This window comes from Enterobacter sp. RHBSTW-00175 (genome assembly GCF_013927005.1).
Lineage (GTDB): Bacteria > Pseudomonadota > Gammaproteobacteria > Enterobacterales > Enterobacteriaceae > Enterobacter.
The window spans coordinates 435,834-453,197 of the sequence record NZ_CP055930.1 but is presented as its reverse complement, the minus strand read 5'-3'; the positions used below and the strand labels follow the sequence as shown (position 1 = coordinate 453,197).

20 protein-coding genes are annotated in these 17,364 nt (G+C 53.4%); 13 read left to right on the top strand and 7 right to left on the bottom strand.

Going from position 1 to position 17,364, the window contains the following annotated elements; all coding sequences use genetic code 11:
• The first annotated feature begins 52 nt into the window (after nt 1–52).
• The 4 genes from hisJ to hisP all read left to right on the top strand — a co-directional run bounded on the left by hisJ (nt 53) and on the right by hisP (nt 3,105).
• The gene (gene hisJ, locus HV107_RS02140; RefSeq protein WP_182061885.1) at nt 53–835 is read left to right on the top strand and encodes a histidine ABC transporter substrate-binding protein HisJ; all 783 of its coding nucleotides are present in this window, start codon (nt 53–55) and stop codon (nt 833–835) included.
• 88 nt (nt 836–923) lie between these two features.
• A complete protein-coding gene (locus HV107_RS02135) occupies nt 924–1,610 on the top strand; it encodes a histidine ABC transporter permease HisQ (RefSeq protein ID WP_182061884.1) in 687 nt (228 codons plus the stop codon).
• Complete coding sequence (locus HV107_RS02130) at nt 1,607–2,323, top strand: ABC transporter permease (protein WP_182061883.1); 717 nt, start codon at nt 1,607–1,609, stop codon at nt 2,321–2,323. Before HV107_RS02135 ends, HV107_RS02130 begins: the two co-directional genes overlap by 4 nt.
• 8 nt (nt 2,324–2,331) lie before the next feature.
• Nucleotides 2,332–3,105: a histidine ABC transporter ATP-binding protein HisP gene (gene hisP, locus HV107_RS02125; protein WP_182061882.1), complete on the top strand. Its 774-nt coding sequence runs from the start codon at nt 2,332–2,334 to the stop codon at nt 3,103–3,105.
• Nucleotides 3,106–3,199: 94 nt separating this feature from the next.
• Here hisP and HV107_RS02120 read toward each other — a convergent pair whose 3' ends face one another.
• From HV107_RS02120 to yfcG, 4 genes are all read right to left on the bottom strand, one after another.
• The gene (locus tag HV107_RS02120; protein ID WP_182061881.1) at nt 3,200–3,721 is read right to left on the bottom strand and encodes a GNAT family N-acetyltransferase; all 522 of its coding nucleotides are present in this window, start codon (nt 3,719–3,721) and stop codon (nt 3,200–3,202) included.
• 3 nt (nt 3,722–3,724) lie between these two features.
• A complete protein-coding gene (locus tag HV107_RS02115) occupies nt 3,725–4,630 on the bottom strand; it encodes a TIGR01777 family oxidoreductase (RefSeq protein ID WP_182061880.1) in 906 nt (301 codons plus the stop codon).
• A gap of 13 nt (nt 4,631–4,643) precedes the next feature.
• Entirely contained in the window at nt 4,644–5,012 is a 369-nt protein-coding gene (gene folX / locus HV107_RS02110; RefSeq protein ID WP_182061879.1) for a dihydroneopterin triphosphate 2'-epimerase, read from the bottom strand.
• A 74-nt stretch (nt 5,013–5,086) separates the two neighbouring features.
• Nucleotides 5,087–5,716, bottom strand: coding sequence for a GSH-dependent disulfide bond oxidoreductase (gene yfcG, locus HV107_RS02105; RefSeq protein WP_182061878.1), 630 nt, complete (start codon nt 5,714–5,716; stop codon nt 5,087–5,089).
• A 139-nt stretch (nt 5,717–5,855) separates the two neighbouring features.
• On the opposite strand from yfcG, the gene yfcF reads away from it, so the two are divergent.
• Genes yfcF through yfcD form a run of 3 tightly spaced genes read left to right on the top strand, consistent with a single transcriptional unit; the run spans nt 5,856 to nt 7,717 of the window.
• Nucleotides 5,856–6,500 (top strand): glutathione transferase, encoded by a 645-nt coding sequence (yfcF, locus tag HV107_RS02100; protein ID WP_182061877.1) that lies wholly within the window; start codon nt 5,856–5,858, stop codon nt 6,498–6,500.
• A gap of 55 nt (nt 6,501–6,555) precedes the next feature.
• A complete protein-coding gene (gene yfcE / locus HV107_RS02095; protein ID WP_182061876.1) occupies nt 6,556–7,107 on the top strand; it encodes a phosphodiesterase in 552 nt (183 codons plus the stop codon).
• Nucleotides 7,108–7,162: 55 nt separating this feature from the next.
• A complete protein-coding gene (gene yfcD / locus HV107_RS02090) occupies nt 7,163–7,717 on the top strand; it encodes an NUDIX hydrolase YfcD (protein WP_182061875.1) in 555 nt (184 codons plus the stop codon).
• A 3-nt stretch (nt 7,718–7,720) separates the two neighbouring features.
• Here yfcD and HV107_RS02085 read toward each other — a convergent pair whose 3' ends face one another.
• On the bottom strand, nt 7,721–8,740 hold the full coding sequence (locus tag HV107_RS02085) for a LacI family DNA-binding transcriptional regulator (RefSeq protein ID WP_182061874.1): 1,020 nt from the start codon (nt 8,738–8,740) through the stop codon (nt 7,721–7,723).
• A gap of 236 nt (nt 8,741–8,976) precedes the next feature.
• Between HV107_RS02085 and HV107_RS02080 the strand changes: the two genes are divergently transcribed.
• The 5 genes from HV107_RS02080 (at nt 8,977) to HV107_RS02060 (ending at nt 12,960) form a co-directional block, all read left to right on the top strand.
• Entirely contained in the window at nt 8,977–9,420 is a 444-nt protein-coding gene (locus HV107_RS02080) for a PTS sugar transporter subunit IIA (protein ID WP_182061873.1), read from the top strand.
• 80 nt (nt 9,421–9,500) lie between these two features.
• On the top strand, nt 9,501–9,773 hold the full coding sequence (locus HV107_RS02075) for a PTS sugar transporter subunit IIB (protein WP_182061872.1): 273 nt from the start codon (nt 9,501–9,503) through the stop codon (nt 9,771–9,773).
• Nucleotides 9,774–9,795: 22 nt separating this feature from the next.
• Nucleotides 9,796–11,187, top strand: coding sequence for a PTS ascorbate transporter subunit IIC (locus HV107_RS02070; RefSeq protein ID WP_182061871.1), 1,392 nt, complete (start codon nt 9,796–9,798; stop codon nt 11,185–11,187).
• The gene (locus HV107_RS02065) at nt 11,184–12,014 is read left to right on the top strand and encodes a transketolase (RefSeq protein WP_182061870.1); all 831 of its coding nucleotides are present in this window, start codon (nt 11,184–11,186) and stop codon (nt 12,012–12,014) included. Before HV107_RS02070 ends, HV107_RS02065 begins: the two co-directional genes overlap by 4 nt.
• Entirely contained in the window at nt 12,007–12,960 is a 954-nt protein-coding gene (locus HV107_RS02060) for a transketolase family protein (protein ID WP_166716418.1), read from the top strand. The genes HV107_RS02065 and HV107_RS02060 overlap by 8 nt, the downstream gene beginning before the upstream one ends.
• Before the next feature lie 107 nt (nt 12,961–13,067).
• Here the strand turns inward: HV107_RS02060 and pta are convergent, their stop codons facing one another.
• A complete protein-coding gene (gene pta, locus HV107_RS02055) occupies nt 13,068–15,209 on the bottom strand; it encodes a phosphate acetyltransferase (protein ID WP_014071117.1) in 2,142 nt (713 codons plus the stop codon).
• 76 nt (nt 15,210–15,285) lie between these two features.
• Nucleotides 15,286–16,488 (bottom strand): acetate kinase, encoded by a 1,203-nt coding sequence (gene ackA / locus HV107_RS02050; protein ID WP_182061869.1) that lies wholly within the window; start codon nt 16,486–16,488, stop codon nt 15,286–15,288.
• Between the two features lie 337 nt (nt 16,489–16,825).
• Here ackA and yfbV point away from each other — a divergent pair, with 337 nt between their 5' ends.
• Complete coding sequence (gene yfbV / locus HV107_RS02045; RefSeq protein WP_014071115.1) at nt 16,826–17,281, top strand: terminus macrodomain insulation protein YfbV; 456 nt, start codon at nt 16,826–16,828, stop codon at nt 17,279–17,281.
• Nucleotides 17,282–17,364: the final 83 nt, after the last annotated feature.

Below are 17,364 nucleotides of genomic sequence, written 5' to 3'. Positions count from 1 at the left end.
CACCCCGTCGTAGTAAAAAATCCCGTAAGAATCCAGTCTGTTGAGGATAGATATGAAAAAACTGATATTGTCACTTTCTCTGGTGTTGGCCGTTTCCAGCACAACCGCGGCTTTCGCTGCCATTCCGCAAAAAATTCGTATTGGTACTGATCCAACCTATGCCCCGTTCGAATCGAAGAATGCGAAAGGGGAACTGATCGGTTTTGACATCGATCTGGCCAACGAACTGTGCAAACGTATCAAAGCGCAATGTACCTACGTTGAAAACCCACTGGATGCGCTGATCCCGTCGCTGAAAGCGAAAAAAATCGACGTGATTATGTCCTCTCTCTCTATCACCGAAAAACGTCAGCAGGAAATTGCCTTCACGGACAAACTCTACGCTGCGGATTCTCGCCTGGTGGTGGCAAAAACTTCTGATATCCAGCCAACGATTGAATCACTGAAAGGCAAACGCGTGGGCGTGTTGCAGGGGACCACTCAGGAAACCTACGGTAACGAACACTGGGCGCCAAAGGGGATTGAAATTGTCTCTTATCAGGGCCAGGAAAATATCTACGCTGACCTGACGGCTGGCCGTATTGATGCCGCATTCCAGGATGAAGTCGCCGCAAGCGAAGGCTTCCTGAAACAGCCTGTGGGTAAAGATTACAAGTTCGGTGGTCCGTCCATTAAGGATGTGAAACTCTTTGGTGTGGGTACCGGTATGGGCCTGCGCAAAGAAGACAACGAACTGCGTGAAGCACTGAATAAAGCGTTTGCAGAAATGCGTGCTGACGGTACTTACGAAAAACTGGCGAAAAAATACTTTGATTTCAACGTGTACGGCGGCTAATCACCCCGTCATATAACGTGCGCCCCCTCCTGATATGGGAGGGGAAAAGACACGGTTTCACTACTCACGATACGACAGGGCACGCGGTATGCTGTACGGATTTTCTGGCGTTATTTTACAAGGCGCGCTGGTCACCCTTGAGCTGGCTATCAGCTCCGTGGTGCTGGCGGTGCTGATAGGCCTGGCGGGTGCAGGGGCAAAGCTTTCAGCAAACAGACCTCTGGCGCTGCTGTTTGAAGGCTATACCACGCTGATTCGCGGTGTTCCTGATCTGGTGTTGATGTTGCTGATTTTTTACGGCCTCCAGATTGCGCTGAACAGCCTGACAGACGCCATCGGCATGGAGCAAATTGATATCGACCCAATGGTGGCCGGTATTATTACCCTCGGCTTTATCTACGGTGCGTACTTCACGGAAACCTTCCGCGGTGCTTACATGGCTGTGCCGAAAGGGCACATTGAAGCAGCGACCGCGTTTGGTTTTACCTCCTCACAAACATTTCGCCGGATCATGTTCCCGGCCATGATGCGCTACGCGTTGCCGGGCATCGGTAACAACTGGCAGGTTATCCTCAAGGCGACCGCGCTGGTTTCTCTGCTCGGCCTGGAAGACGTGGTTAAAGCGACGCAGCTTGCGGGTAAGAGTACCTGGGAGCCGTTCTACTTTGCTGTGGTATGTGGCGTTATCTATCTGGTCTTTACGACCGTCTCCAATGGTGTGCTGCTTCTGCTCGAACGTCGCTACTCCGTGGGTGTGAAGAGGGCTGACCTGTGATTGAGATTATTCAGGAATACTGGAAATCGCTGCTGTGGACAGATGGTTATCGCTTCACCGGTGTGGCGATAACCCTGTGGCTGCTGATTTCGTCGGTGGCGATGGGCGGCATTCTGGCGATCTTTATGGCCATTGGTCGCGTGTCGAATAACAAATTTATTCGTTTCCCTATCTGGCTGTTTACCTATGTTTTTCGCGGCACGCCGCTGTACGTGCAACTGCTGGTGTTCTACTCCGGTATGTACACCCTGGAGATAGTAAAAGGCACTGAAATGCTGAATGCCTTCTTCCGTAGCGGTCTGAACTGTACGGTGCTGGCCTTAACGCTGAATACCTGTGCCTATACCACCGAGATTTTCGCCGGTGCTATTCGCTCAGTGCCGTACGGTGAAATCGAAGCCGCGCGTGCCTACGGGTTCTCTTCTGTGAAGCTTTACCGTTGCATTATTTTGCCATCGGCACTGCGTATCGCACTGCCGGCATACAGCAACGAAGTGATTTTGATGCTGCACTCTACCGCGCTGGCGTTTACTGCCACTGTGCCGGATCTGCTCAAAATCGCCCGTGATATTAACTCCGCGACCTATCAGCCGTTTACCGCGTTTGGCATTGCGGCAGTACTCTATTTGATTATTTCGTATGTCCTGATTAGCCTGTTCCGCAAGGCTGAAAAACGCTGGTTGCAGCATATAAAACCTTCTTCGACGCACTGAGAATTATGATGGCTGAGAACAAACTAAACGTTATCGACTTGCACAAACGCTACGGCGAACATGAAGTGCTGAAAGGGGTGTCGCTACAGGCTAATGCGGGCGATGTGATCAGTATTATCGGCTCATCTGGCTCGGGTAAAAGTACCTTCCTGCGCTGCATTAACTTCCTCGAAAAGCCGAGCGAAGGCTCCATCGTGGTAAGCGGCCAGAACATCAACCTGGTGCGAGATAAAGACGGTCAGCTGAAAGTGGCGGATAAAAACCAGCTGCGCCTGCTGCGTACCCGCCTGACAATGGTGTTCCAGCACTTTAACCTCTGGAGCCATATGACGGTGCTGGAGAACGTGATGGAAGCGCCGGTTCAGGTGCTGGGCTTAAGCAAACAGGAAGCACGCGAACGCGCGATCAAATACCTGGCGAAAGTGGGTATTGATGAGCGTCAGCAGATGAAGTACCCGGTGCATCTTTCCGGTGGTCAGCAGCAGCGTGTCTCTATTGCCCGCGCGCTGGCGATGGAGCCGGAAGTGCTGTTGTTCGATGAACCGACCTCTGCGCTGGACCCTGAACTGGTTGGCGAGGTACTGCGCATTATGCAGAAGCTGGCCGAAGAGGGGAAAACGATGGTGGTGGTGACGCACGAAATGGGCTTTGCCCGTAACGTGTCGAACCACGTGATTTTCCTGCATCAGGGGAAAATCGAAGAGCAAGGACACCCGGATGAGGTGTTAGCGAACCCGCAAAGCGCGCGTTTGCAACAGTTCCTGAAAGGCTCTCTGAAGTAACTGGAGTTCTCCCTCTCCCTGTGGGAGAGGGACGGGGTGAGGGCATCAGGCCGCAGTACCGCCAATTCGCCCGGTGGCGCTTCGCTTACCGGGCCTACAAAGTCTGTTGCCGTCCGGTAGATTCCAGTCGATAAACCCAGTCGTCATACCGAACCCCGTCAATCTCATACGCCTTTTCCAGCACTTGGGTACGCACAAACCCCGCTTTTTCTAACACCCGCACCGACCCGCCGTTATCCGCAAGCACGTAGGCGTTAACTGCCTTCACGCCCGTCTGGTTAAACGCGTACTCACACATCGCACAAAGCGCTTCGCTGGCGATCCCTTTTCCCTGCGCTGCGGGCACCACCGTATAACCAATATCCGCTTCTTCGCGGTTTACCGCGCTGATTTGCAGGCCAATATCACCAAGCGGGGTATCATCATCATGCATACGAATAACAAAAATATGCGGCGCGGTCAGGCGCGCAGCGAACACGCGACGCGTCTCTTTTTCCGGTGCGATGGCAGCCATATAGCGCATGATGGCGCGGTCTTCCCGCAGGGTGCGGAAAAACGCCCAGTCAGAGGGTTCGAAAGGAGCCAGGTGCAGCCGGGGTGTGGTGATAGTTGCCATAATCTACGGGTGAGAATGACCCACCACATCCCCCAGCGCCTCTTCTAAGTCGTACCAGCGAAACGCAAATCCCGCCGCTTCCAGCCTTTTTGGCAGCGCGCGCTGCCCACCGAGCGCCAGCACAGACGCTTCGCCCATCATTAACCGGATTACCGTTGCAGGCACGCGCAATATCGCCGGGCGATGAAGCGCATGACCCAGCGCATGAGCAAACTGTTCATTACGTACCGGATATGGAGACACCACATTAAACGGCCCGCGCAGATCGTTATCCAGAAGCCAGAGTATACCGTTGACCATATCGTCGATATGGATCCAGGCAAGATACTGACGGCCATTACCGATCGGTCCGCCCAGTCCCAGCCTGAAGAGGGGGAGCATCTTCGCCAGAATGCCGCCTTTTGGCGCAAGTACCACGCCGGTTCGCAGCAGGCAAACGCGGGTGTTATCGCTCTGCGCGGCGCAGGCGATGCGTTCCCACTGAGCGCAGAGTTTATGGGTAAATTCGTTATGCGGTGGTTCCTCTTCGGTAACCACCACTTCACCAAGGTCGCCGTAATATCCCACAGCAGAGCCGGATATGAACACCGCTGGCGGGGTATGGCTGTTACGGAATAGCTCAACCAGCTTTTCAGTGATATTCCACCGGCTGCTGCACAGCAGCTGTTTTTGCTCTGCTGTCCAGCGTTTGTCGGCGATGGGTTCGCCGGCAAGGTTGATAACGGCATCAAAGCCGTCAAGATTCTGCTGCTCTGCCAGACTTTTCCAGATGTCGACCCCTGTTCCGAGCACCTGACGTGCTTTTTCCGGGCTGCGGGTGACAACAGTAATCTCGTGGTGTAATGCTTGCAGGCGAGGAATGAGATGGCTTCCAATCAGACCAGTGCCGCCAGTCAGCAGAATCTTCATACGACCTCCAGGTTTATGCCTGGCGTTGCCAGCTTAACGTCATGGAGACTGAGTCGGCGTAACGCAGGGCGTGAAGTTTATCGATCTCTACTTCAGCATAAGTGACCCAATGATGTTCGCGTGCGATATCGAGCACATCCTGAGTTAATTTTTCCAGCAAAGAGAAGCGGTTGTTCTCAACGTACTGGATGATGCTTTTGGTAATGGTGCGATAGTTCAGCGCATCGTTGATGTCTTCGCTGGCGCGCGCTTTGTCGGCCGGGTAGTGGATTGCCACATTGATGACGATATCCTGGCGGTTGGCGATCTCTTCTTCCTTGATACCGATGAAGGTGCGTAAGCGTAAGTTTTTGATGCGAATAATAGCGTCATGTTGCGACATTGCAGGTCTTCTCCGTGTCATTATTTCCTCTATGATACATGAGGATATAACACCTGCCCAAGAGGGGCAGGTGTTTAAATCTGTTGCGCTTTTTGCAGGGCGCGCTCGGTGGCCGGGCGCGTACGGATGCGCTCGAACCAGTTATTCACCGCAGGGTAAGTGGCTAAATCAATACGGTGCCGTTCGTGGGTGTTGATCCACGGCCAACAGGCGATGTCGGCAATACTATAATGATCGCCTCCGAGCCAGGGTGATTTTTCCAGCCGACGATTCATCACGCCATAAAGTCTTTGTGTCTCAACCTGATAGCGCTCTATCGCGTAGGGGATCAGCTGCGGCGCGAAGGCATTAAAATGGTGATTCTGCCCCAGCATGGGCCCGAGCCCACTTGATTGCCAGAACAACCATTGCAGTGTGTGGTGGCGTTCACGCAATTCACCGCTGAGAAGCTTGCCGGTTTTCTCTGCCAGATACAGCAAAATCTCGCCTGATTCAAACAGGCTAAGCGGTCTACCGCCGTCCGCTGGCGCGTTATCAACAATGGCAGGAATTTTGTTATTGGGTGAGATGGCAAGAAAATCCGGTCTGAACTGGTCGCCCTTGCTGATATCGACACGGATGATCCGGTAATCCAGTTTTGCTTCTTCCAGAAAGAGGGTGACCTTATGACCATTCGCGGTAGGGGCATAGTAGAGGTCTATCATTCTCATCTCCTGTTATGACAAAGTGCCGGGCGATAAAAACGAGTATAGGTGCTTGTTGTAAATCGTGAGTTTTCATCAAGTGACAGGGAAGCAAAGAGATTATATGTTGAGTGAAAACCAGTCAGTCGATGAGGAAATTATGAACCAACCTGCAATTGCGTTATGGTCCGATGCCGATTTCTTTTCCCCATATGTCATGAGCGTGTACGTCGCATTGGCCGAAAAAGGGCTGTCGTTTACGCTTAAAACCGTTGATTTGAACAGTGGCGCTCACCTGAAACCAGAATGGCAGGGCTACACGCTGACCCGCCGCGTGCCGGTGCTGGAAATTGACGGGTTCGAGCTCAGCGAATCGTCGGCGATTGCGGAATTCCTGGAAGAGCGGTTTGCGCCGCCGGAATGGGAACGCATCTACCCGCACGATCTCCAGAAACGTGCGCGGGCGCGTCAGATCCAGGCGTGGTTACGCAGTGACCTGGTGCCGATCCGTGTGGAACGCTCCACCGATGTTGTTTTTGCCGGGGTGAAAAAACCGCCGCTCAGTGAGGAAGGCCTTGCCAGCGCGCGTAAACTCATTGATACCGCATCATCGCTGCTGGCCCACGGTAATCCGAATCTTTTTGGTGAATGGTGTATTGCCGATATCGACCTGGCGCTGATGCTGAACCGTCTTATTCTCAACGGCGACGAAGTTCCTCAGTTGCTGGTCGATTATGTGACATTCCAGTGGCAGCGCGCGTCAGTACAGCGCTTTGTGGCACTCTCCGCTAAGCGTGCGTGCTGATAAGCCCTGAGGCTTCAGGTATGATAGGGCAGTCTGTTTTCCTGAGGAGTGGCTGATGAAACTTATGTTTGCGTCGGATATTCACGGGTCGCTGCCCGCAACAGAGCAGGTGTTATCTCTGTTCGCACAGAGCCGGGCGCAGTGGCTGGTTATTCTGGGCGATGTGTTGAACCATGGCCCGCGCAATGCGTTACCGGAAGGGTACGCCCCGGCGCAGGTTGCTGAGAAGCTCAACACGGTTGCACAGCGCATTATTGCCGTGCGCGGTAATTGCGATAGTGAAGTTGACCAGATGCTGCTGCATTTCCCCATGACGGCACCCTGGCAGCAGGTTGTGCTGGAAAAATGCCGTCTCTTTTTGACTCACGGTCATCTTTTTAGCCCGGACAATCTCCCTGCGCTCGCCGCTGGCGATGTCCTGGTTTATGGTCATACTCATATTCCTGTGGCGGAAAAACGTGGGGAGATTTATCACTTTAACCCCGGTTCAGTGAGCATACCGAAAGGCGGATACCCGGCGAGCTACGGGTTGTTGGATGAGAATACGTTAAGCGTTATCGCACTTAATGATCAGCAAGTTATTGCGCAGGTAACGATTAATCCGTAAGTTACACCTCAACTGCAAACGCGCCGTAAGAGCGCTCAGACGAAAAGGTTTCCCGATGGTGGAGCAGAGTCATTTGGCAAGTACAGAGTGGGTAGACATTGTCAACGAAGACAATGAAGTGATCGCGCAGTCAAGCCGCGCGCAAATGCGTGCAGAGCGTCTGCGCCACCGTGCAACCTATATCGTGGTTCATGATGGTATGGGCAAAATCCTGGTACAACGTCGCACTGACACCAAAGATTTTCTCCCCGGGATGCTGGATGCCACTGCGGGCGGCGTCGTTCAGGCAGACGAAGTGTTGCTGGAGTCAGCACGTCGTGAAGCCGAAGAAGAGTTAGGTATTGCGGGCGTACCGTTTGCCGAGCACGGTCAGTTCTATTTTGAAGACGAAAATTGCCGCGTCTGGGGCGGGCTGTTTAGCTGCGTATCCCATGGGCCATTTGCGCTTCAGGAAGAAGAAGTCAGCGAAGTGAGCTGGATGACCCCTGAAGAGATCACCGCTCGCTGCGATGAATTCACCCCAGATTCGTTAAAAGCGCTGGCGCTGTGGATGAGTCGCAACGCCAATAACGAATCCGCAAAACCCGAGAAACAGGAAGAGGCTGAATAAGCCTTAACAACTCTCTCGCAAACACAGGCTGGAGGCGATAGGTTTATGATCGCTCCAGTCTCCGTCATTAAGACGTTCCAGCAGCGCCTTTCCCGCTTCAATACCAATCTTACGATGCGGCACGGCCATTGTGGTCAGCGGCGGCTGACAGACACGGCTCACATCGCTATCGCCAAACCCGACCACCGCAAGCTCGTCCGGCACTTTGATGCGACGTCTCTGACATTCGTACAACGCCCCGCAGGCCATCTCGTCCGAGACGCAAACCAGCGCATCCAGCTCAGGCCAGGCCAGTAAAAACTCCGGCAGTTGCGCCGTGCCGGTGGAGAAATTAGGCGGCATGGCGGCATTAATCACCCGATTAGGCGACATATGGTGGCGCAGCATGGCTTTGTACCAACCTTGCAAATGTTGCTGGAATATCCACTGTTCCTGGTTAGCGCACAGCAGGCCTATGTTCTGGTAGCCGCGCTGGATAAGCATCTCCGTCAGCTCATACATGGCGGCCACGTTGTCGATCCCGATATTCATATCGATAGGGTCGGCACGCATTGCCCCCATTTCCATCACCGGAATTGAGGCATTCTTCAGCCAGTGGCGAACGGTATCGCTATGTTCGACGCTGAGTAAAATCGCGGCGGCAATGTTTGATGCCAGCAAGGTTTCGAGCAGTTTCTCTTCTTGTTCAAGACGATGCTGAGATTCTGCCAGCATTATCTGGTAGCCCGCGGGTTGCAGTACCTGCTGTAAACCGGCAAACATTTCCGAGCAACCTGCTTCGGAAAGGTTGGGAACAACCATTGCGATCGTCCATGAGGAGGCCGATGCCAGCGCACTGGCGGCCAGATTGGGCATATACCCCAGTTCCTGCACAGCGGCTTCAATTTTCTCACGTAGTTTATCGGAAACCTGTTCGGGTGTGCGTAACGCACGGGACACGGTCATCGTGCCCACACCAGCAAGTTGTGCAACATCGGCAAGTGTCACTTTACCGGTACTACGTCGTTTTCGGGTTAGAGACATACACCTTCCTGCTGACCAGTCGCGACTCATTTCATCCTTCGCTTCACGTGACAGGCAGTATACGCCTTAAATCCCTTTATTTTCTGTGATTTCACACATTGATTACAATTTGATAGCGCTATCACAATTCTGAATGTTAGTAATTGGTAGCGCTATCTTTGCGATCATGATCACAGTCAAGTATTCAGGTGTTGAATAAAGTTTGCTCATCTTTTGCGTAACACCGGGAGAGCAAAGTGCTCAAAAGCTGGATATATGATACAACCATCACCCTTCAGGACAGCGTAGAAAACTGGCCTCAGGCGCTGGAGCTGTGTGCAAAACCGTTGCTCGACATGCAGGTGATCGCGCCAGAGTATGTGACGGCAATCGTTGAGCAGCACCATAAGCTCGGGCCGTATTATGTGCTGACACCAGGGCTGGCTATGCCACATGCGCGGCCAGAAGAGGGGGCAAAAGGACTTGGCCTGTCATTATTAAAACTGAAACACGGAGTGTCTTTTGGTGCCGGAGAATTCGATCCCGTTGATGTGATCGTTATGCTGGCGGCCCCCGATAAGCATAGTCATATTGAAATGATATCTGCGCTGGCAGAGTTATTTTCCAGTGACGAAGATATGGCTGAATTGCATCAGGCGAATACGCTGGAGGATATTAAAAAGATTATCGACCGCTTCTGATTTAATTACTTTAAACCGATTGGTCTCAACATTACGCGAAAGCGTGATGCGACGTACTCTACTCAAAAAAGGGGATAACAATGAAAATCATGGCTATTTGCGGTTCTGGCCTGGGCAGTAGTTTTATGGTCGAAATGAATATTAAAAAGGTGCTTAAAAAACTGGGAATTGACGCGGATGTCGAACACTCCGATCTCTCTTCAGCCACGCCGGGTGCCGCCGATCTCTTTGTGATGGCAAAAGACATTGCGGCCAGCGCCAGCGTGCCAGAAAGCCAACTGGTGGTGATCAATAACATCATCGATATCAACGAACTTGAAACGCAACTGCGTGCCTGGTTCGCAAAACAATAAACCCTGAAGAGGCGAGGTGGATATGTTTATCCTTGAAACGCTGAATTTTGTTGTTGATATTTTAAAAGTCCCTTCGGTGCTGGTTGGCTTAATTGCGTTAATCGGTTTGGTTGCGCAGAAAAAAGCATTTTCCGATGTCGTTAAAGGCACAATTAAAACCATTCTGGGTTTTATTGTTCTGGGCGGCGGCGCCACGGTACTGGTGGGCTCCTTAAATCCGTTAGGTGGAATGTTTGAACATGCCTTTACTATTCAGGGCATCATCCCTAATAACGAAGCGATTGTGTCTATTGCGCTGGAGAAATACGGTGCATCCACGGCGTTGATTATGGCCTTCGGGATGGTGGCAAATATTATTGTCGCGCGATTCACCCGCCTGAAGTACATCTTCCTGACCGGACACCACACCTTCTATATGGCGTGCATGATTGGCGTGATCCTGACAGTGGCAGGGTTTGAAGGTGTCGGCCTGGTGTTCACCGGCTCACTGATCCTGGGCTTGATCATGGCGTTCTTCCCGGCGATTGCGCAGCGTTACATGAAGCGCATTACCGGCAACGATGAGATCGCCTTCGGCCACTTTGGCACGCTTGGTTATGTGCTTTCAGGCTGGATTGGCAGCAAGTGCGGCAAAGGCTCGCGTTCAACCGAAGAGATGAACCTGCCGAAGAACCTTAGCTTCCTGCGTGACAGCTCTATTTCTATCTCCCTGACCATGATGATTATCTATCTGATCATGGCAGTAAGTGCCGGGCGTGAATACGTAGAGGCGACCTTCAGCGGCGGCCAGAACTACCTGGTGTATGCCATCATCATGGCGATTACCTTTGCGGCTGGCGTGTTCATTATCCTGCAAGGTGTGCGTCTGATTCTGGCGGAGATCGTTCCGGCCTTTACCGGCTTCTCTGAAAAACTGGTGCCGAATGCGCGCCCGGCGCTGGACTGCCCTGTGGTCTACCCGTATGCGCCAAATGCGGTGCTGATTGGCTTCCTGTTCAGCTTCCTCGGCGGTCTGGTCGGGCTGTTCATCTGCGGTCAGTTCAGTTGGGTGCTTATCCTGCCGGGCGTGGTGCCGCACTTCTTTACTGGCGCAACGGCGGGTGTGTTCGGTAATGCAACCGGCGGGCGTCGCGGGGCCATGATTGGCGCGTTTGCCAACGGCCTGCTGATCACCTTCTTGCCTGTACTGCTGCTGCCGGTTCTCGGGGCGATTGGTTTTGCCAACACCACCTTCTCGGATGCTGATTTCGGCGCAGTCGGGATTGTGCTGGGCAACCTCGCACGCTTCCTGTCGCCAATGGCGATCACCGGGCTTGTTGTTGCGTTGTTCGCGCTGCTGGTGGCGTACAACGTGTTCGCTAAAAACAAATCTGCGGGCGGTAATGCGCAGGAAAACACCGGAGCCAAATCATGAATGTCACTGAAATCACCCAACTGGCGCGTGAAATCCGCGTTGAAACCCTGAAATCACTGACGCAGCTGGGTTTTGGTCACTATGGCGGCAGTATGTCGGTGGTCGAAACGTTGGCCGTTCTGTACGGGGCGATAATGAAAATTGACCCGGCCGACCCCGACTGGCCAGAGCGTGACTACTTTGTGCTGTCGAAAGGACACGCTGGCCCGGCGCTGTACAGCACCCTGGCGATTAAGGGCTACTTCCCGGTTGCAGAGCTGAGCACCCTGAACCAGAACGGAACGCGTCTGCCAAGCCACCCGGACAGGCTGAAAACGCGTGGTGTGGACGCTACCACCGGTTCCCTGGGGCAGGGGATTTCCATCGCAGGCGGAATGGCGCTGTCGCACAAGCTGTCAGGCAGGCCGAACCGGGTATTTTGCATCGTGGGTGACGGCGAGCTGAACGAAGGGCAGTGCTGGGAAGCGTTCCAGTTTATTGCCCACCATCGCCTGAACAACCTGACGGTGTTCGTTGACTGGAACAAACAGCAGCTTGATGGCGAGCTGGACGAAATCATCAGCGCATTCGACCTGGAAGGGAAATTCCGCGCCTTTGGCTTTGACGTGGTGACGGTAAAAGGTGACGACATCCCGGCGCTGCTGGAGGTGACATCCCTGATACCGCAGGCCGATGCGCGTCCGCGGGTGGTGATCCTCGACAGCATCAAAGGGCAGGGGGTGCCGTATCTGGAGCAGCTTAGCAATTCGCACCACCTGCGATTGACCGAAGAGAGCAAAGCGGCACTCAACGAGACAATCCGCCAACTGGAGGCTTCACATGATTAAGGTTGCACCCGCAGGACAAAAAGATGCCGTAGAGATGCGTAAAGTCTACGCCGGTTTTGTGGCAAAACAGATTGAGGCCGGGAGCAAGATAATCGCCCTGGAAGCCGATCTGATGAGCTCTATGGCAATGGACGGCGTGGCGCGCGATTACCCGCAGCATGTGATTAACTGCGGCATTATGGAGGCTAACGTTATTGGTACGGCGGCTGGGTTGTCTCTCACCGGACGTAAACCCTTCGTGCATACCTTTACCGCGTTCGCCAGCCGCCGCTGTTTTGACCAATTGTTTATGTCCCTGGACTACCAGCGTAATAACGTGAAAGTTATCGCATCTGATGCCGGCGTGACGGCCTGTCACAACGGTGGCACGCATATGTCGTTTGAGGATATGGGCATTGTGCGTGGCCTTGCCCATTCGGTAGTGCTGGAAGTCACCGATGCAGTGATGTTCGAAGATGTTTTGCGCCAGCTTATCGACCTCGAAGGCTTTTACTGGGTGCGCACCATCCGTAAGCAGGCACCGAGCGTCTATGCGCCGGGCTCGACGTTTACTATCGGTAAAGGCAACGTGCTGCGTGAAGGAACCGACATTACTCTGATTGCCAACGGCATTATGGTGGCAGAAGCGCTGGAAGCCGCGCGTCAGCTTGAGCAGGAAGGGGTGAGCGCTGCGGTCATCGACATGTTTACCCTCAAGCCCATTGACCGCATGTTAGTGAAGAATTATGCAGAGAAAACCGGGCGTATCGTCACCTGCGAAAACCACAGTATTCATAACGGGCTGGGTTCAGCCGTCGCGGAAGTGCTGGTAGAGACGTGTCCGGTGCCGATGCGGCGCGTGGGCGTGAAGGAACGTTACGGCCAGGTGGGTACGCAGGATTTCCTGCAAAAAGAGTACGGCCTGACGGCACATGACATTGTGTCGGCGGCAAGAGAGCTGCTGTAAATAAAAAAGGCGACTCTGTAGTCGCCTTTCTTGCCGGATGGCGCTTCGCTTATCCGGCCTACAAAACCGTAGGCCCGGTAAGCGCTAGCGCCACCGGGCTTTTTATCTTACTGCTGCTGTGAAGACTGGATCGCGGTCAGAGCGATGGTGTAGACGATATCGTCTACCAGCGCGCCACGAGACAGGTCGTTCACAGGTTTGCGCATCCCTTGCAGCATTGGCCCGATGGAGATCAGGTCAGCTGAACGCTGTACCGCTTTGTAGGTGGTGTTACCGGTGTTCAGATCCGGGAAGATGAACACGGTAGCGCGACCTGCAACCGGCGAGTTCGGCGCTTTGGATTTCGCAACGTCTGCCATAACGGCGGCGTCGTATTGCAGTGGGCCATCGATCATCAGGTCAGGACGTTTTTCCTGTGCCAGACGAGTCGCTTCGCGAACTTTCTCTACATCGCTACCTGCACCAGAAGTACCGGTGGAGTAAGAGAGCATCGCCACGCGTGGTTCGATACCGAACGCAATCGCGGAGTCAGCAGACTGGATAGCGATTTCAGCCAGTTGTTCTGCGGTTGGATCTGGGTTGATCGCGCAGTCACCGTAAACATAAACCTGTTCAGGCAGCAGCATGAAGAACACAGAAGACACCAGAGAGCTGCCTGGCGCTGTTTTGATCAGCTGCAATGGCGGGCGAATGGTGTTCGCAGTGGTGTGAACCGCACCAGAAACCAGGCCGTCGACTTCGTCCTGTTCCAGCATCAGCGTACCCAGAACCACGTTGTCTTCCAGCTGTTCACGCGCAACAGCTTCGGTCATGCCTTTGCTCTTACGCAGTTCGACCAGACGTGCAACATAGCTTTCGCGAACCACTTCTGGATCGACGATTTCAATGCCTGTGCCCAGCTCAACGCCCTGAGAGGCTGCTACGCGGTTGATCTCTTCCGGGTTACCCAGCAGCACACACGTCGCGATACCGCGCTCTGCACAGATGGCAGCCGCTTTAACAGTACGTGGTTCGTCGCCTTCTGGCAGAACAACACGTTTGCCTGCTTTACGCGCCAGCTCGGTCAGCTGGTAACGGAATGCCGGAGGAGACAGACGACGGCTGCGCTCGGAGGTTGCAGTCAGGGATTCGATCCAGTCTGCGTTGATGTAGCTTGCAACGTATTCCTGAACTTTCTCGATACGCTCGTGGTCATCAACCGGCACTTCCAGGTTGAAGCTTTGCAGGCTCAGAGAGGTCTGCCAGGTGTTGGTGTTCACCATGAATACTGGCAGGCCAGTGGCGAAAGCACGCTCGCAGAGCTTGCTTACGCGTGGGTCCATTTCGTAAGCACCGGTCAGCAGGATGGCACCGATTTCCACGCCGTTCATCGCAGCCAGGCACGCGGCAACCAGCACGTCAGGACGGTCAGCAGAGGTCACCAGCAGGGAACCTGCACGGAAGTGTTCCAGCATGTGCGGAATGCTGCGCGCACAGAAGGTGACAGACTTCACGCGGCGGGTGTTGATGTCGCCTTCGTTAACCACGGTAGCGTTCAGGTGACGCGCCATATCAATTGCACGGGTCGCAATCAGATCAAAGCTCCATGGCACCGCGCCCAGAACAGGCAGTGGGCTGGCTTCCTGAAGTTTAGCCGCGTCAACTTTAACCACTTTCGCTTTGGAAGAGTCGTCGAAGATTTCGGACAGGTCAGGGCGAGTACGACCCTGCTCATCAACCGGTGCGTTCAGTTTGTTAACGATAACGCCGGTGATGTTGGTATTTTTCGCGCCGCCGAAGCTGCTGCGAGTCAGTTCGATACGCTCTTTCAGCTGTTCCTGAGTATCTGTACCCTGGGACATCACAAAAACGATTTCAGCGTTCAGCGTTTTCGCGATTTCAAAGTTCAGAGACTGGGCAAACTGATGCTTGCGCGTTGGCACCAGGCCTTCAACCAGTACCACTTCTGCATCTTGCGTGCTGGCGTGGTAGTTGGCGATGATCTCTTCCATCAACACGTCTTTCTGGTTGCTGGAAAGCAGAGATTCAACGTGGCTCATCTTCAGCGGTTCAGCTGCTGGCAGATTGGAGTTCTTGCGCACGATGGTGGTGGTCTGGTCAGGCGCATCGCCACCGGCACGTGGCTGGGCGATTGGCTTAAAGACGCTCAGACGAACGCCTTTGCGTTCCATAGCACGGATAACGCCAAGGCTGACGCTGGTCAGGCCGACGCTGGTTCCGGTAGGGATCAGCATAATAATACGGGACACGGTTTATCCTCTTTCGTTACCGCCGAAATTGGGCGGGCTACAAAACAGCACCGCCAGCTAAGCTGGCGGTGTGGAATCAGGCTGTCAGGCGGCTCGCGTCTTGCGCGATGACCAGCTCTTCGTTAGTTGGAATAACGATAGCAGGACGGGTGCCTTCTTTGTTGATGAAACCAGACTTACCGAAACGGGCAGCCAGGTTACGTTCGTGATCAACCTCGAAGCCCAGAACGCCCAGTTTACCCAGGGACAGTTCACGGACCATTGCGGCGTTTTCACCGATACCACCGGTGAAGATAACCGCGTCCAGACGACCTTCCATCAGTGCAGTATAAGAACCGATGTACTTAGCCAGACGGTGGCAGTAAACGTCCATTGCACGTTTAGCGTCTGCTTTGTCTGTGTAGTTGTCTTCAACATAACGGCAGTCGCTGGTCACTTCGGTCAGACCCAGCAGGCCAGACTCTTTGGTCAGCATCTTGTTAATCTGATCAACGCTCATGCCCAGGGTGTCGTGCAGGTGGAAGATAATCGCCGGGTCGATATCACCGGAACGCGTACCCATCACCAGACCTTCCAGTGGGGTCAGGCCCATGGAGGTATCAACACATTTACCGTTGCGGATAGCAGAAACAGAACCACCGTTGCCCAGGTGGCAGGTGATGATGTTCACTTCTTCAACCGGTTTGTTCAGCACTTTTGCCGCTTCCTGAGTGACATAGAAGTGGCTGGTGCCGTGCGCGCCGTAACGACGTACGCCGTGCTCTCTGTACAGGCTGTACGGCAGGGCATACAGGTAAGACTCTTCCGGCATAGTCTGATGGAACGCGGTATCGAATACGGCCACGTTTTTGTCTTTCAGATTCGGGAAGGATTTCAGTGCTTCAGCGATACCGATCAGGTGAGCTGGGTTGTGCAGCGGCGCGAAGGATGCAGAGTCTTTGATACCCTGGATCACAGATTCGTCGATCACCACGGAACTGGTGTATTTTTCGCCGCCGTGGACGATACGGTGACCAATCGCAGTCAGCTGAGCAGACAGTTCTGGTTTTTGTGCCAGAATAGTGTTAACGATAAAGTTCAGCGCTTCACTGTGAGCGGCGCCTGCACCTAAAGCCGCTTCTTGTTTGCTGCCGTCCATCTTCCACTTGATACGTGCTTCTGGCAGGTGGAAACATTCGGCCAAACCAGAGAGGTACTCGTCACCGTTGAGCGCATCGATGATGGCGAATTTCAGTGAGGAGCTACCGCAGTTCAGAACCAGTACTAACTTACTCGACATGGAAGTACCTATTATTGATACGTGGCTAAAAAAACGTCAGTGAGTCGTGAAGCGTAACGCAATCGGACCCAGACATTTATGATTAACATCATGCCGAACGAACATTCTGGCATGATGGAAGAAATACATATGATTTTATGCCATTTTGAACATTTTTCAGACAATGGCATAATATGCGATAATTTGACGAGTTAACGATTCTCGTCTAAGGCCCTATCAGGCTGGCACAGAATACCCGATACTGGGTAGCGATGACAAAATATTTTGAACGTTGTCATAGCTTGTTGTGGTTTTGCACGAAAATTTTAATTTTTATATGTGAAGTTGAGGTACAGCCATGTCGACACCTGAGATCCCCTCCGTGAGCTTTTTCAGTCTGTTTCGTCGGGGCCAGCATTACGCAAAGACGTGGCCCATGGAAAAGCGCCTTGCGCCAATGTTCGTTGAGAATCGCGTGATACGCGCCACGCGTTATGCGATTCGTTTTATGCCGCCTGTGGCTATCTTTACCCTGTGCTGGCAAATTGCACTGGGTGGCCAGCTTGGGCCGGCCGTTGCCACAGCGCTGTTTGCGCTGAGCCTGCCAATGCAGGGCCTGTGGTGGTTAGGCAAACGTTCGGTAACGCCGTTGCCACCAACAATTTTACACTGGTTTTATGAAGTTCGCGGAAAACTTGAAGAGGCAGGGCAGGCGTTAGCCCCGGTTGAAGGTAAACCGGATTATCAGGCGCTGGCCGATACCCTTAAGCGAGCATTTAAACAACTTGATAAAACATTCCTCGATGATTTGTGATTGATCATCGAAACGACTATTAAAAGAAGGCACAGTAACAAACAGTTACCGTGTCTTTTTTTTTAAGTGCAATGCGCTACAGG

Coding starts and splice junctions, on each gene's coding strand:
- hisJ (WP_182061885.1), top strand. CDS start 53: ATGAAAAAACTGATATTGTCACTTTCTCTGGTGTTGGCCGTTTCCAGC.
- HV107_RS02135 (WP_182061884.1), top strand. CDS start 924: ATGCTGTACGGATTTTCTGGCGTTATTTTACAAGGCGCGCTGGTCACC.
- hisP (WP_182061882.1), top strand. CDS start 2,332: ATGGCTGAGAACAAACTAAACGTTATCGACTTGCACAAACGCTACGGC.
- HV107_RS02120 (WP_182061881.1), bottom strand. CDS start 3,721: ATGGCAACTATCACCACACCCCGGCTGCACCTGGCTCCTTTCGAACCC.
- HV107_RS02115 (WP_182061880.1), bottom strand. CDS start 4,630: ATGAAGATTCTGCTGACTGGCGGCACTGGTCTGATTGGAAGCCATCTC.
- folX (WP_182061879.1), bottom strand. CDS start 5,012: ATGTCGCAACATGACGCTATTATTCGCATCAAAAACTTACGCTTACGC.
- yfcG (WP_182061878.1), bottom strand. CDS start 5,716: ATGATAGACCTCTACTATGCCCCTACCGCGAATGGTCATAAGGTCACC.
- yfcF (WP_182061877.1), top strand. CDS start 5,856: ATGAACCAACCTGCAATTGCGTTATGGTCCGATGCCGATTTCTTTTCC.
- yfcE (WP_182061876.1), top strand. CDS start 6,556: ATGAAACTTATGTTTGCGTCGGATATTCACGGGTCGCTGCCCGCAACA.
- yfcD (WP_182061875.1), top strand. CDS start 7,163: ATGGTGGAGCAGAGTCATTTGGCAAGTACAGAGTGGGTAGACATTGTC.
- HV107_RS02085 (WP_182061874.1), bottom strand. CDS start 8,740: ATGTCTCTAACCCGAAAACGACGTAGTACCGGTAAAGTGACACTTGCC.
- HV107_RS02075 (WP_182061872.1), top strand. CDS start 9,501: ATGAAAATCATGGCTATTTGCGGTTCTGGCCTGGGCAGTAGTTTTATG.
- HV107_RS02070 (WP_182061871.1), top strand. CDS start 9,796: ATGTTTATCCTTGAAACGCTGAATTTTGTTGTTGATATTTTAAAAGTC.
- HV107_RS02065 (WP_182061870.1), top strand. CDS start 11,184: ATGAATGTCACTGAAATCACCCAACTGGCGCGTGAAATCCGCGTTGAA.
- HV107_RS02060 (WP_166716418.1), top strand. CDS start 12,007: ATGATTAAGGTTGCACCCGCAGGACAAAAAGATGCCGTAGAGATGCGT.
- ackA (WP_182061869.1), bottom strand. CDS start 16,488: ATGTCGAGTAAGTTAGTACTGGTTCTGAACTGCGGTAGCTCCTCACTG.
- yfbV (WP_014071115.1), top strand. CDS start 16,826: ATGTCGACACCTGAGATCCCCTCCGTGAGCTTTTTCAGTCTGTTTCGT.